This is a genomic window from Sorangium sp. So ce327 (assembly GCF_051530205.1).
In the GTDB taxonomy this organism is placed as follows: domain Bacteria; phylum Myxococcota_A; class Polyangia; order Polyangiales; family Polyangiaceae; genus Sorangium; species Sorangium cellulosum_B.
In genome coordinates, this window is the sequence record NZ_CP150330.1 from 12,233,824 (window position 1) to 12,247,282 (window position 13,459).

The following is a 13,459-nucleotide window of genomic DNA, read 5'->3' on the forward strand; positions in this document are numbered from 1 at the left end:
AGCTCTTCCGATGAAAAATTACGCTTTCGCGTCCGTGCTCCTCACCATCGCGGCGGGGGTATCCCTCGGCGCCTGTGGGAATGGGAATCAAGCCGGCCCCAAAGTCGTCGACGGAAAGGGCGAGCCCGAGGAGCTCGCCACGGCAAGGTCGCTCGCCTTCCGGGACGCGGTCAAGGCTCCCCCCGCGGGCTGGTCGGGGCCCGTGTTCAAGCTGAGCCACGACTATCCGAAGGAAAAGCCCACGTGCGACTCGCCCTGGCTGCGCCGCAACGTGGATTTCAGCGGCAAGAGCTCCACGTGGAACGCGGATTGGCAGGGCTACGTGCAGGACATCGTCAATTACGTCAAAGAGGGCCAGGAGCCGAATCTCCCCGATGACCCCGGCTGGCGTATTCAGGTGTCCGGCCAAACCCGCTGGTTCAACGTCCCCTGGATGGCCTACGACGGCGAGCGGGGCCGCGAGTTCGTGCATGGCTTGACCAACGAGCTGTCGACCGCGGAAACGGCCTTCATCGGGCGAGGCAGCGGCAAGCACATCCTGCCGGGCGCCAGGAAGAGCGGCGGTGACGACCCGCTCTTCGAGACCTGGTCGATCGGCTACTACAATCCCTGCGGCGCGTGGTCGATCGGGCAGCAGTGGCCCGAGAGCGGCGCGCCGGCCACCTACGAGGAGAACGGGCGGCTCCTGGCTCGCGGCATGCCGTTCCCGGAGGGCACCGTCGTCGTCAAGCTGCTCAATACCACGGCGACCGAAAAGGACGTGCCCTACATGAAGGGCTCCACCAACTGGCAAGCCAACGGCCACAAGCAGACGGGGCCGCGCACCTACGCGGCGTGCGAGCGCGAGGTGCGCGAGGTCCACCTCGTGCAAATGGACCTCGCGGTCGTCGACACGCGCTCGCCCACGCGCTGGGTCTACAGCACGCTCGTCTACGACGGCACCCTGCCCGGCGCCACGATCTGGGATCGCATGCGGCCGCTCGGCGTGCAGTGGGGCAACGACCCCCAGACCTTCCCCGCGGTGCCCCTGGCCAACAGCAAGCCGCTGAGCCAGTCGGTCGCGGCCCCCGTCAACATCCACGAGCACTACGGTTGCTTCAAGCGCCTCGCCGGCGACGTGGACCAGAGCAACTCGAGCTGCACGTCGTGCCACATGGGCGCCTACGCGGCCGCGCCGGGGGTGGAGATCAAGCCGGGCGAGAACGTACCGCCGATCTTCAAATTCGACGGGATATGCGACACCTACAACGCGACGAACGCGAGTTATTTCTCTAACTATGCCTATCCGAGCCCGTTCCCTGGCAGCAGCGGCGATGTCGCGGCAGCGATCCCGCTGGACACCTCGCTGCAGCTCCAGGTGGCCTTCGCCCAGTACGCCTACTTCAAGAACAGCGACCCGAAAGTCGTACCCAAGTCCACCTGCCCACCGGCGCGCTGAGCGCGAGGACCACCATGACACAATCGCGATCTGATAGCGACGCAGGGTTCGCCACCGACCTGCAATTCGTCCTCAATGGCCAGCCGGTGGTGCTGAAGGACGTGGACCCGACCACGCTGCTCGTCGATTGGCTGCGCTCGCCCGAGGTCGGCCTCCATGGGACCAAGAAGGCGTGCGGCCAGGGCGGCTGCGGCGCGTGCACGGTGATGATCACGGAGCTGGACCCACAGACCGGGCGAAAGATGTTCCGCTCGATCAACGCTTGCATGCGCCCCATCTGCACGCTCGACGGCAAGGCGGTGACCACGATCGAGGGCACGGGCTCCACGACCACCTCGTTGAGCCCGGTGCAGTACCGCATTGCCAAGGAAAACGGCTCGCAATGCGGCTTCTGCACGCCGGGCTTCGTGATGAACATGCACTCCGTGCTCGCGACCGCGACGAGCCTGGGCAAGGGGCGGCCGACCAAGCTGCGTGTCGAGCAGGCCTTCGACGGCAACCTGTGCCGCTGCACCGGCTACCGCCCGATCCTCTACGGCATGAAGCACTTTGCCTCCGACTGGAGCGACGCCGACAAGCAGGGCTGCCTGCACACGGACGTCGACCCCGCCGATGAGGTGCCGCATTGCCATACCGTGCCCGCGGACTTCCCCAGCTCGCTCGAGGCCCCCCCGCGCGCGCTCCACTATCGCAAGGGTGTCTATGACTGGTACCGCCCCGTCACCCTGGCCCAGGTGCACGAGATCCAGCAGCATTACGACCCGAGCAGCATCAAGCTGGTGGTGGGGAACACCTCGATCGGGGTTTACGACAAGTACACCGAGGATCCCCACGTCCTCGTCGACGTCTCCCACGTGCCCGAGCTGCGGCGCAAGGACGTGGAGCCCGCGCAGATCGTGGTGGGGTCGGCCGTCTGCTACAGCGACTTGCTCGATATGCTCGACGCTCTGCTCGCGCAACGCGGAAAGGTCGAGCCGGGCACCGCGGGCGAGGGGTACGAGGCGCTGCATACCATGGTCCAGCGCACCGCGGGCCGCATCGTGCGCAATGCGGCCAGCCTGGGCGGGAACACCATGATGGTGGCGCGGCACGTCACCGAGGGCGTGCCGTTCCCCTCGGATGCCTTCACGGCCTACTGCTCCCTGGGCGTCAAGGTGCTGGTCAGCACGGGCGCGGGCGCCCCGACCGAGTACGACATCCTCGACTTCGCCCACCACTACGCGAGCTCGCCCGCGCTGCGCGCGACGGGGGTGCTCGTGAGCTACCGCATCCCCACCACACCACCGCGCGTGTTCGTGCGGACTTACAAGACGGCGCTGCGGCCCGAGAATGCGCACTCGATCGTCAACGCAGGCATGCTCGCCGGCTTCGACGAGCAGGGCAACGTCACCGGCGCGCGGATCGTGTTTGGCGGGGTCGGGCCGCTCGCTTTCCACGCCAAGCGGGCCGAGGGCTTCCTGGAGGGCCGCCCGTGGAATGCGGAGACCTTGGCCGGGGCCATCGATTGCGTGCGGCAAGACGTCTCGGAGCAGCTCACCCTGCACCACGACCGCATGGCGGCGCTGCCCGACGAGGGCTTCACCGACGCGTACAAGCTGGCGCTCGCCGAGGGGTACTTCTACCAGTTCTTCGTCTACGTGGCCGAGCAGGTGGCCCACCACGAGGTGTCCAAAGACGCTCGCTCGGCGGGCAAGCGCAGGGAGAGGCCGGAGAGCACGGGCAAGCAGAAGTACGAGCGCTACAAGGACGAGTACCCGGTCAACAAGCCCTACATCAAGCTGGGCGCGTTCCTGCAGGCCACCGGCGAGGCGCGCTATACGCACGACATCCCGCTGCCGGCCCGCGGCCTGGAGGCGGCGGTGGTGACCAGCATGAAGGCGCTGGCCCAGATCTCCTACCAGATCCCCAGCGGCGATTCGCTGGTGACCGCCACCGCTGCCGAGCTTTCGGCCTACCTGGCGACCCGCTATCCGGGCTTCGTGGATTACGTCACCAAGGACGACATCCCCCCCGGTGGCTCCAACGCCCAGGGCTTCGGCAACGACCTCTTGTTCGCCGACGGCATTGTGACCTCGTACGGGCAATGCATCGGCCTGGTTTTGGCGCAGACCGCCGAGCAGGCCATCGACATCGCGCAAGAGATCGCCACCCGCTGGGTCCGGTACGCGCCGGTCGTCGACGACGACCGCAAGCCCGTCCTGCCCACGCTGACCATCGACGAGGCCCGGCGCCAGGGCAAGATCTACCAGGACAGCCAGCACTACCCCGTGCACGTCTGGAAGATCCAGCGCCCCGGGACCAAGCTCGACTGGGTCGCGGGCGACGATTCCGGCAGCCGCGTCGTGCACGACGACGCCGTGCTCGACGGCGTCCAGTGCAAGGTGTTCCACGGCAGCGAGCGCAGCGGGGCGCAGCTCCATTTCTACATGGAGACGAACGCGTGCGTGGCCATTCCCGGCGAGCGCAACCGCATCGTGGTGCATTCGTCCACCCAGAGCCCCGACTCGGTGCAGAGCGGGGTCCGCAGCGCGCTCGGGCTCGCCATGAACCATGTCGGAGTCGAGATCGCGCGGGTGGGCGGTGGCTACGGCGGCAAGACGACGCGCTCGCCCTACGTCGCCGGCATCACGGCGGTGGCGGCGTGGAAGCACCGACGCCCCGTGAAGCTGGCGATGCGCCGCGAGAATGACAGCGCGATGATCGGCCACCGGCACCCCTTGCTGGGCGAATACGCCGTCGCGATCGCCACCGGGGAGGGAGACCCGGATCAGCGCGGCCGGCTGATGGGCCTGAAGACGGACTTCTGGACCGACGGCGGCAGCACGCTCGATTGCTCGTTCGTCGTGATGGATTGTCTCCAGCTCCGGGCCGACAGCGCCTATAACATTCCTCACTACCAGACCAGCGGGGACGTCTGCCAGACGAACAAGGCCAGCAACACCGCAATGCGCTCGATGGGCTCGGTGCAGGCGCTGCTCGTGCAAGAGGACGCCATCGAGCAGGCCGCCCACGCGATCGGGATGCTGCCCGAGGACGTGCGGGAGAAGAACCTATACCAGCTCGGAGGGATGACCCCCGTCGGGCAGGTGCTCGATTACTGCTACCTGGGCCACGTGTGGGAGCGCATCAAGCAGAACTCGAAGTTCGCCGAGCGTCTCGCGGCCGTGCAGAAGTTCAACGCCGAGAACCGCTGGAAGAAGCGCGGCATCTCGATGATGCCCGTGAAGTACGGGAGCGGCTACAACGCGCCGATGCTCGAGCAGGCGGGCGCGCTCGTCGAGGTCTACGCCCAGGATGGCACGGTGCTCGTGCGCCAGGGCGGGGTGGAGATGGGCCAAGGGCTGCGGGTGAAGGTGGCCCAGGTGGTCGCCAAGGAGCTCAACATTCCCATGGGGCTCATCGAAATCGGCGACACCGACACGCAGGTGGTGCCGAACCCGGTGGGCACAGGGGCTTCGACGGGCTCGGGCTTCAATGCGGCCGCCGCCAAGAAGGCCTGCCGCGACCTGCGCGACCGGCTCCAGGCGTACTGCATGAAGAAGCTCGAGGAGAACGGCCTCGCGTGGTGCCAAACGAACCACATCGACTTCTGGAACCACCAAGATGGGTGGCGCAAGGTGGTGCAAATCACGACGAACGGCAAGACGATCGAGAAGACGATCTGGCAGTGCGTCGTCGCCATAGCCCATAATGACCAGTTCAACCTCTCGGCCCAGGCGCGCTTCAAGCAGAAGGGCGGGGCCGAGATCGACACCGGTCTGATCTTCAAGCCGAACGCAGGCAGCGAAGCCGTTTATCACTTCACCGGGTTCACCTACAGCGCCGCCTGCACCGAGGTGGAGATCGACGTGCTCACCGGGGAGACCACGGTGCTCCGCGCCGACGTGCTCTACGACATGGGCGATAGCCTCAACCCGGCCATCGACATTGGACAGGTGGAGGGCGCCTACGTGCAGGGGCTCGGCTACGTGCTGAGCGAGGATGTGCTGTTCCAGCCCGACGGCCCCGACGCAGGCGCGCTCAACGCCGACAACACCTGGCGCTACAAGGTGCCGGCGACGACCTCGATCCCCATCGAGTTCAACGTCGACCTCTTCCCGCGCTCCACCGCGCCCGAAGTCCCCGAGAGCCCCTACGACCTCTACTCGTCGAAGGAGGTCGGCGAGCCCCCGCTGGTGCTTGCGATCACGGCCTTCTTCGCGCTCAAGCACGCGATCCTGGCTGCGCGGCAGGATCGGGGGCATAACGAGTGGTTCCAGCTCCAGGCGCCAGCCACCGTCCAGCGCGTGCAGCAGGCGTGCTTGGTGACCCAGGAGGATCTGACCCTCTGAGCAGAGCGGGCCGCGGTAGCGGCCCGCTCCTCGAGCCGCGAGCATCGCCACGATGACCCTCGCCTCCATGCCGCGCTGTTCGCGTGGTCAATCCACTCGTGGAGCACGACGATGACCCCCTCTGATCCCAGGTTCTACGTCACGCTCCTCGAGATGCTCGGATCCGAACGCAGCTTCGCCGTCGCGACGGTCGTGAACGTGCGCGGCTCCGCGTCAGGCAAGCCCGGGGCCAAGGCGATCTTCGACGAGCACGGCCATAACCTCCACGGCTGGGTGGGGGGCGGCTGCGTCGAGCGCTTCACCGGCGAGCAGGCGGTCGCGGCGATCGCCGAGGGTCGACCGCGGCTCGTCGTGGCCGATCTCGACGACGAGGTGCTCGGCCTGGGCATGCCGTGCGGTGGCGTGATGGACATCTACATCGAGCCGGTGCGCCCGCGGCCACCGCTGTTCGTTGCCGGTGATGGGCCGAGCGCGAAGGCCGTCGTCACGCTGGGCGCGCGGCTCGGCTTTCGGGTCGTGGCCCATGCGCCGGGGCTCGTCGATGACTGGCAGGACCCGATGGTGTCCGTGCGTGACGCCGCCTACGAGGTCTGTGATCCCCCTCGAGGGGCGCGGATGGTGGTGGCCTCCCGCCATCGTGGCGACGAGGCGGCGCTCGCGGCCGGGCTGCGAGCCGACGCGAGCTACCTCGGCCTGGTCGCCAATCGCACCCGCGCGGCGGCGACCCGCGCGCGGCTCGCCGAGGTGGCCGCGCCGGAGCGCGTCGCGGCCATCCGCGCTCCCGCGGGCCTTGATCTCGGAGGGCGCCGCCCCGTCGAGATCGCCATGAGCGTGCTCGCCGAGATCCTGGCCGAGGAGCGCGGGGTCGACGTGGATGCCCTCGTGCGAGCGGCCGGAGCGGGGCCCGCCGCGTGTCCCTCCCCGGGCTGGTCGAGCCCCGAGCTCGTGGTGGTCGGACACAGCCGAATTGCCGAGGCGCTCGCTGACCTCGCCGCGATGCTAGAATGGCCGATCACCCTGCATGCGGTCGCGCCCGCACCCCATCAGCGCGCAGGCTACCCCGCGACGGTCCGCTGGGTGAGCGAGGATCCCGGCTTTCAACGGCTGCCGGCGTCCCCGAGCACGGCCGTGGTGGTGGCCTCGCACCACAAGGGGGACGAGCGGGCCATCGCGGCGGCGCTCGGGGCCGGAGCGCCTTACGTAGGTCTGGTTGCCAGCGCCAGCCGGTCGCGGTTGATCCGCGAGCGGCTCCCGGGTTCGCTCGCGGATACGCCCGGCGTGCTGCGAGCCCCGGCCGGGCTGGCCATCGGGGCGCGCACGCCTGCCGAGATCGCGTTGAGCATCGTGGTCGAGATCCTTGCCTTGCTGCACGGCCGCAGCGGCCGCGCGCTGACTGCGCTCGAGGAGCTCCCGGCCCGGCGCGGGGGCCCCTGCCCCGATGCGGGCGTAGGCGAGCGATGAGCACGGCCGTGGCAGCGCGCAGCGACTTCCCCGCGCTTGCGGCCCCGGGCTTCGTCTACCTCGACAACGCGTCGACCACCCAGGCGCCGCTCGCGGTGATCGAGGCCATCGCGGCCTTTTACCGAAACGGCCACGCCAACGTAGGCCGCGGCGTGTACGGGCTCGCCGAACGCACGACGGCGGCCTACGAGGCGGCGCGGGCACAGGTGGCGCGCTTCTTGGGCTTGCGCCATCCGAGCGAGCTGGTGTTCACGTCCGGCGCAACCGACGCGATCAACCTGGTGGTCGAGGGCTGGGCGCGGCGACGCGTGACCGCGGGGAGCAGGGTCCTCACGACCGTCCTCGAGCACCACGCTAACCTACTGCCCTGGCAGCGCCTCACCCGCCAGCACGGGGCCCGGCTCGAAACGATCGACATCGACGAAGAGGGGCGGCTCGATCTCGATGACGCCGCGGCCAAGCTCCCGGGGGCGACGGTGCTGGCCGTGACCGCCATCTCCAACGTGCTCGGTGTTCGCATGCCGCTGCCGGCCCTCGCGGCGCTGGCCCGCGAGCACGGCGTGTGCATGGTCGTCGACGCGGCCCAGGCCGTGGGGCACGAGCCAGTCGACTTCGCGGCGATCGGCTGCGACTTCATGGCGCTGTCGGCCCACAAGATGCTAGGGCCCACGGGCATCGGCGTGCTGGCGGCGCGTCGCGAGCGGCTGCTCGAGCTCGAGCCAGTGCGGGTGGGCGGCGGGATGGTCCGGGAGGTCGCCGCCCTGGGGAGCGACGGGCCGTCGCGATGGCGCGAGCCGCCGTGGGGCCTCGAGGCCGGAACCCCGCACATCGCCGGGGCCATCGGCATGGCCGCCGCTGCCGAGTACCTCGCAGCCCTTGGCCTACCGCGGATCGCCGCGGCCGAGGAGAGCTTGGTCCGCGCGCTGCTCGACGGCTTGCGCGAGCTCGAGGGCATCCGGGTGCTGGGGCCCGGGCCCGGTGCGGCGCGCGCGGGGATCGTGTCCTTCACATTTGCGAGCCACCACCCCCACGACGTGGCGGGGCTACTGGGCGAGCTGGGTGTGGCCGTGCGCGCGGGCCATCACTGTGCCGTGCCACTCATGCGACACCTCGGAGCGCCATCGACCGTACGGGTAAGCCTGGGGCCGTACAACGACGAGGGCGACGTCACGGCCCTGCTCGCGGGCCTGCGGCACGTCACGCGGGTGCTCGCGTGAGCCAGCATCCCCGAAGCCTCTACCGCGAGGCCTTGCTCTGTCTGGCTCGCGCCCCCGACCACCGCGGGCCGATGCCCCACGCCGATCGGCGCGGGCGGGCGGTCAATGCCCTGTGTGGCGACGAGCTGCTGGCCGAGCTCACCCTCGGGCAGGACGATCGCATCGGCGAGCTGCGGTGCACCGTCCGCGGCTGCGCCGTAGCCGAGGCCTCGGCCCACCTCTTGGCCGAGCTCGTGCCCGGAGCGGATCACCAGCAGATTGCGGGTTGGCAAGCGCGATTCGAGGCGGCGCTCACTGGCGCTGCCCTGCCTGCCGAGCTCGCGCCCCTCGAGCCGCTGCTGGCCCTGCGCGAGCGGCCCAGCCGGCATGGCTGCGCGCTGCTTCCCTGGCAGGCACTCGCCGAAGCGCTGAGGCCGGTGGGCGTCGCGCCATCGCGCGATGATCTCGGGGAGGCGGCCCAGCCCCCGGCCGGAGCCGCATCGATCGGGCCCGTCATTTCGACTGTAGGTCGTCAGAATCGCTAGCTAGTGCCCAGCTTGCAAGGGGCGGATGAAGCTCGTCGCCATGGTGACCGAGCCAAGGAACATCGCCCGCTTCCTCTCCGCGCTCGGCGAGCCGACCGACGTCCCAGCACGCTCTCCCAGCGCCGACGCGGCGGCCGCCGTACTGGAAGAGCACCGTTGTGCGCCGCAAGGCGCCCGGGGACGCCGCATAGCGTCTCGCGACGCGCCTCCCGGGCCAGACCAAAGCCCGGACGGACACGTGGGCCCACGGCACGCCGATGCGCCCCGTAGCGCGCTCGGCGCCGCCCGGACCACGCTCTTTCGGCCCAGGACCGAGCCATCACGACGCTCGCGGTCCCACCCTTTCGGTTTGCTGCGCACCACTGCTTCGCGCTGCGATCCGGCTTCTTTTACCTACGCGCTACGCGCGCATCGCCGGGTACACCACCCGAGCGGCGGCGGCGCGCGGCAGCGACGCCGGCCGCGGGAGGCGCCCGGCACGCGCGGCGGCGGCCCGGCCGGCGCTCCAGGGGTGAAGCGGGGCGCCCGAAAGGCGCCCTAGAGGATCAGAACGTGCAGGTGGGGGTGGGGCCGGCGGTGAAGGGCTCCCAGCGGACGTCCTCGATCGCCACGTCCATCGGCGACTCCGAGTAGAGGAGGAAGGGCGTGTTGACGTTGGTGATGTCGAGCCCGTTGTCCGTCAGGCACTTCAGCGGGACGGAGACCTCGTGCCACTCCCCGTCCGCGATGGAGGTCAGCGTATTGGCGATGTTGATGTCGCCGAGGCAGGGATACACGCAGTGGGCTGACAGCGTGACCAGCGGGCCCTCGGGCGGAGCATCGACGCGCGCCCGGAAGACGATCGAGGTCTCCGAGTTGTAGTAAGGCGACAGATCGACCCCGGGCGCGCCCGCCGAGACCTGCGCGTAGATCTGGCCCGTCGCGCTCCAGGTCACCTGCTTGGCGCTGCCCTGGATCTCGCCGTCGATCGTGCTCACGCTGACCTCGCCGCCGGGCAGGGTGGCCCCCATGCCCACGTCGATGCCGCCCCAGTTCGAGGGGCCGCCGATGCGCAGCACGTAGTCGCCCCTGTCCTCGCCATCCACGAAGATCTCGAGCGGCTCGCTCGTGGTGCCGGCCGCCCCCGGGTCCGGGGCATCGCAGCCGTGGCCCGTGGAGACCTCGGGCAGATCGTCGCCGAGCGCGTCGGCGTCGGTGGTCACGAGGCCATAGCCATACGCGAAGAGCGGCTCCTCGCCGTCTCCCCTGTTGATGGACGTCTGGCAGTCGGCCGAGGGCCACGAGAACGACAGCTTGCCCTGGAACTCGTGATCGCCGAAGAGCACGTCGGCGACGCCGCCGCCCTCGCTGCCCGGCAGCCAGGCCGCCACGAACGCGTCTGACCGGTTGAGCTCCTTGTTGGTGTGGAGCGGGCGGCCCGACACGAACACGGTGACGATGGGCACACTCGGCGCCTGGGCGCGGATGGTCTCGATGACGGCGAGGTCCTCGGGGTAGAGGTTCGCGTGCTCGAGCGTCTCGAACTTGCCTATATCGCCCTGGCCCTCGGCGTAGGGCGTCTCGCCGATGACCACGATCGCGGCGTCGAAGGTGTCGGCCGCGGCGGTGCCGTCGGGGCTCAGGGTCGCAGCGCCGCTCAGCCCGGCGGCCGTGATCGTCTCCTCGATGCCGGCGTAGATGGACTGCGCGTTCGGGAAATCGGCGTTGGTGTTGCCGGTGCCCTGCCAGGTCAGCGTCCAGCCGCCGGACTGGTTCTGGATGTTGTTTGCGGTCTTGCCGGCCACGAGGACGTTCATCGACTTGCTGAGCGGCAGGACATCGCCCTTGTTCTTGAGCAGGACGAGCGACTTGCGCACGGCCTCGCGCGCCACGGCCCGGTGCTCCGGCGCGGCGAGGAGCGCGGCGTCGCCGGCGACCGACCGGGTCGACGGGGCGCCCTTGCTCGCCCTGGGGCCGAGGAGGCCGGCCCGCATCTTCACGCGCAGGATCCGGGTCACCGCGTCGTCGATGCGGGCCATCGGGATCTCGCCGCTCTCCGCCTGGGCGATGGTGTTCTCGATGAACGCCATCCAGTCGTTGGGCACCATGATCATGTCCACCCCGGCGTTGATCGCCGCGGCGCACCGCGTGTTGTTACAACCCGGGAGCTGGCCGTGCCCGTTCCAGTCGCCGACGACGAAGCCGGTGAAGCCGAGCTGGCCCTTGAGGATGTCGGTGAGCAGGTACGGATTGCCGTGCATCTTGTCGCCGTTCCAGCTGCTGAACGACGCCATCACGGTCTGCGCGCCCGCCGCGAGCGCGGAGAGGTAGCCCTGGGCGTGGATGTCGCGCAGAGCCTCCTCGGAGCAGACGGTGTTGCCCTGGTCCTTGCCCTGCTCGGTCCCGCCGTCGCCCATGAAGTGCTTGGCGGTCGCGACCACGTGCGCGCCGTTGAACAGGTCCGCGCTGTCCGCCGGCCGGCCCTGCAGGCCCCGGATCATCCGGCCCGCGTAGCTCCTCACGATCTCCGGATCCTCGGAGTAGCCCTCGTAGGAGCGGCCCCACCGATCGTCCCGCACCACGGCGAGCGTGGGGGCGAAGGCCCAGTCGAGCCCGGTGACGGCGACCTCGGCGGCGGTGATGGCGCCGATCTCCTCGATGAGATCGGGATCGTTCATGGCGCCGAGCCCGATGTTCTGCGGGAACAGCGTCGCGCCGATCACGTTGTTGTGGCCGTGCACCGCGTCCACGCCCCAGATGACGGGGATGCCGAGGTGCTCGCCGGGCGCGCCGCTCGTGTCGATGGAGGCCGCGTAATAGGCGTCCGCGAGGTCGACCCAGTCGGCCACGGTCGCGTGCTTGGAGCGGCCCGGCCAGGAGCCGCCGCCGTTCAGCACCGAGCCGATGTGGTACTCCCGGACCTGGTCCGGCGTGATCGCCAGGATCTCGGGCTGGACCATCTGGCCGACCTTCTGCGCCACGCTCATCTGCGCGAGCAGCTCGGCGATGGCGTCCTCGATCTCCGGGTCGAGCGCGATCTCGCTCGTCACCGTCGGCCATTCGACCGACGCGCTCTCGCCGCCCGCGCCGCCGCCACCGGCGGTGCCGGTGGTGGAGCCGGCGCCGGAGCCGCCTTCGCCGCCGCCGCCGGCGGTGCCCGTGGAGCCGGCGCCGGAGCCGCCCGCGCCGCCGCTACCGCCGGTGCCGGTGGTGGAGCCCGCGCCGGAGCCGCCCTCGCCGCCGCTACCGCCGGTGCCGGTGGTGGAGCCCGCGCCGGAGCCGCCCTCGCCGCCGCTACCGCCGGTGCCGGTGGTGGAGCCCGCGCCGGAGCCGCCCTCGCCGCCGCTACCGCCGGTGCCGGTGGTGGAGCCCGCGCCGGAGCCGCCCTCGCCGCCGCCGCCGGCGGTGCCGGTGGTGGAGCCGGCGCCGGAGCCGCCCTCGCCGCCGCCGCCGGCGGTGCCGGTGGTGGAGCCGGCGCCGGAGCCGCCCTCGCCGCCGCCGCCGGCGGTGCCGGTGGTGGAGCCGGCGCCGGAGCCGCCCTCGCCGCCGCCGCCGGCGGTGCCGGTGGTGGAGCCGGCGCCGGAGCCGCCCTCGCCGCCGCCGCCGGCGGTGCCGGTGGTGGAGCCTGCGCCGGAGCCGCCCGACCCTGTCGCGTCAGCCGGGGGATCCGTGGAGTCGTCCCCGCAGGCGGGAACAGGGATGGTCAGGGCTGCGACCAGCAGCCATCTACCGTATTGGTTACAATGCTTCATACCAGCGCCGGAGCATGGTCCCGGCGCAGTGGGGCGTCAAATTTATAGTCCCGCAGTCTGCTTCTATCAGGACCTCTGTCGGCCATCGCTCACGCCACACCTACACGCAGACCACGATTCATCGCTTCTCGGCGGACCAGGCTTTCGGTATCCTCGATCCTCCTCCAGCCACCAAGGCAGCAAGGAAGAACGCCATGTCGCAACATTGGACGATCGCGGGCGCGCTGCTCGCCTTTGCGCTGCTCGACGCCGCCTGCGCCGACCCCGAGCAGGACGCTTCCTCCGGCGCGGCGAGCGGCGGTTCCACCTCGGTGAGCCTGCACGTGGTCTTCCTCGACGGGGCTTATCACGAAGACGGCACCGAGCTCGTGTGAACGCAAGCGTGGCGGCTATCGAGCGGTCGACAAACCGCGCCGAGCTCCTGCGCCGCACATTTGCGATCGACGTCCTCGAGTGCCCAGCTTGCAAGGGGCGGATGAAGCTCGTCGCCATGGTGACCGAGCCAAGGAACATCGCCCGCTTCCTCTCCGCGCTCGGCGAACCGACCGACGTCCCAGCACGCTCTCCCAGCGCCGACGCGGCGGCCGCCGTACTGGAAGAGCACCGTTGTGCGCCGCAAGGCGCCCGGGGACGCCGCATAGCGTCTCGCGACGCGCCTCCCGGGCCAGACCAAAGCCCGGACGGACACGTGGGCCCACGGCACGCCGATGCGCCCCGTAGCGCGCTCGGCGCCGCCCGGACCACGCTCTTTCGACCC

General features: G+C 70.2%; 7 protein-coding genes. 6 read left to right on the forward strand and 1 reads right to left on the reverse strand.

The genetic code is table 11. The features are described from left to right. Positions 1 to 10 precede the first annotated feature (10 nt). From WME95_RS45895 to WME95_RS45915, 5 genes are all read left to right on the forward strand, one after another. On the forward strand, positions 11 to 1,438 hold the full coding sequence (locus WME95_RS45895; RefSeq protein WP_437905516.1) for a hypothetical protein: 1,428 nt from the start codon (positions 11 to 13) through the stop codon (positions 1,436 to 1,438). Positions 1,439 to 1,452: 14 nt separating this feature from the next. After that, positions 1,453 to 5,769, forward strand: coding sequence for a molybdopterin cofactor-binding domain-containing protein (locus WME95_RS45900; RefSeq protein ID WP_437905517.1), 4,317 nt, complete (start codon positions 1,453 to 1,455; stop codon positions 5,767 to 5,769). A gap of 111 nt (positions 5,770 to 5,880) precedes the next feature. Continuing rightward, complete coding sequence (locus WME95_RS45905) at positions 5,881 to 7,230, forward strand: XdhC/CoxI family protein (protein ID WP_437905518.1); 1,350 nt, start codon at positions 5,881 to 5,883, stop codon at positions 7,228 to 7,230. After that, positions 7,200 to 8,447 carry an aminotransferase class V-fold PLP-dependent enzyme gene (locus tag WME95_RS45910; protein WP_437911098.1) on the forward strand — a complete coding sequence of 416 codons (1,248 nt, stop codon included), beginning with the start codon at positions 7,200 to 7,202 and terminating at the stop codon, positions 8,445 to 8,447. Before WME95_RS45905 ends, WME95_RS45910 begins: the two co-directional genes overlap by 31 nt. Then, complete coding sequence (locus WME95_RS45915) at positions 8,444 to 8,971, forward strand: iron-sulfur cluster assembly scaffold protein (RefSeq protein ID WP_437905519.1); 528 nt, start codon at positions 8,444 to 8,446, stop codon at positions 8,969 to 8,971. The genes WME95_RS45910 and WME95_RS45915 overlap by 4 nt, the downstream gene beginning before the upstream one ends. Before the next feature lie 545 nt (positions 8,972 to 9,516). Here WME95_RS45915 and WME95_RS45920 read toward each other — a convergent pair. Then, entirely contained in the window at positions 9,517 to 12,702 is a 3,186-nt protein-coding gene (locus WME95_RS45920) for a glycoside hydrolase family 3 protein (protein ID WP_437905520.1), read from the reverse strand. A gap of 194 nt (positions 12,703 to 12,896) precedes the next feature. Between WME95_RS45920 and WME95_RS45925 the strand changes: the two genes are divergently transcribed. Then, complete coding sequence (locus tag WME95_RS45925; protein ID WP_437905521.1) at positions 12,897 to 13,076, forward strand: hypothetical protein; 180 nt, start codon at positions 12,897 to 12,899, stop codon at positions 13,074 to 13,076. The last annotated feature ends 383 nt before the right edge of the window (positions 13,077 to 13,459 follow it).

Bases quoted from the DNA above. Each gene is read 5' to 3' on its own strand.
- WME95_RS45900 (WP_437905517.1), top strand. From the start codon at position 1,453: ATGACACAATCGCGATCTGATAGCGACGCAGGGTTCGCCACCGACCTG.
- WME95_RS45925 (WP_437905521.1), top strand. From the start codon at position 12,897: ATGTCGCAACATTGGACGATCGCGGGCGCGCTGCTCGCCTTTGCGCTG.
- WME95_RS45920 (WP_437905520.1), bottom strand. From the start codon at position 12,702: ATGAAGCATTGTAACCAATACGGTAGATGGCTGCTGGTCGCAGCCCTG.
- WME95_RS45905 (WP_437905518.1), top strand. From the start codon at position 5,881: ATGACCCCCTCTGATCCCAGGTTCTACGTCACGCTCCTCGAGATGCTC.
- WME95_RS45895 (WP_437905516.1), top strand. From the start codon at position 11: ATGAAAAATTACGCTTTCGCGTCCGTGCTCCTCACCATCGCGGCGGGG.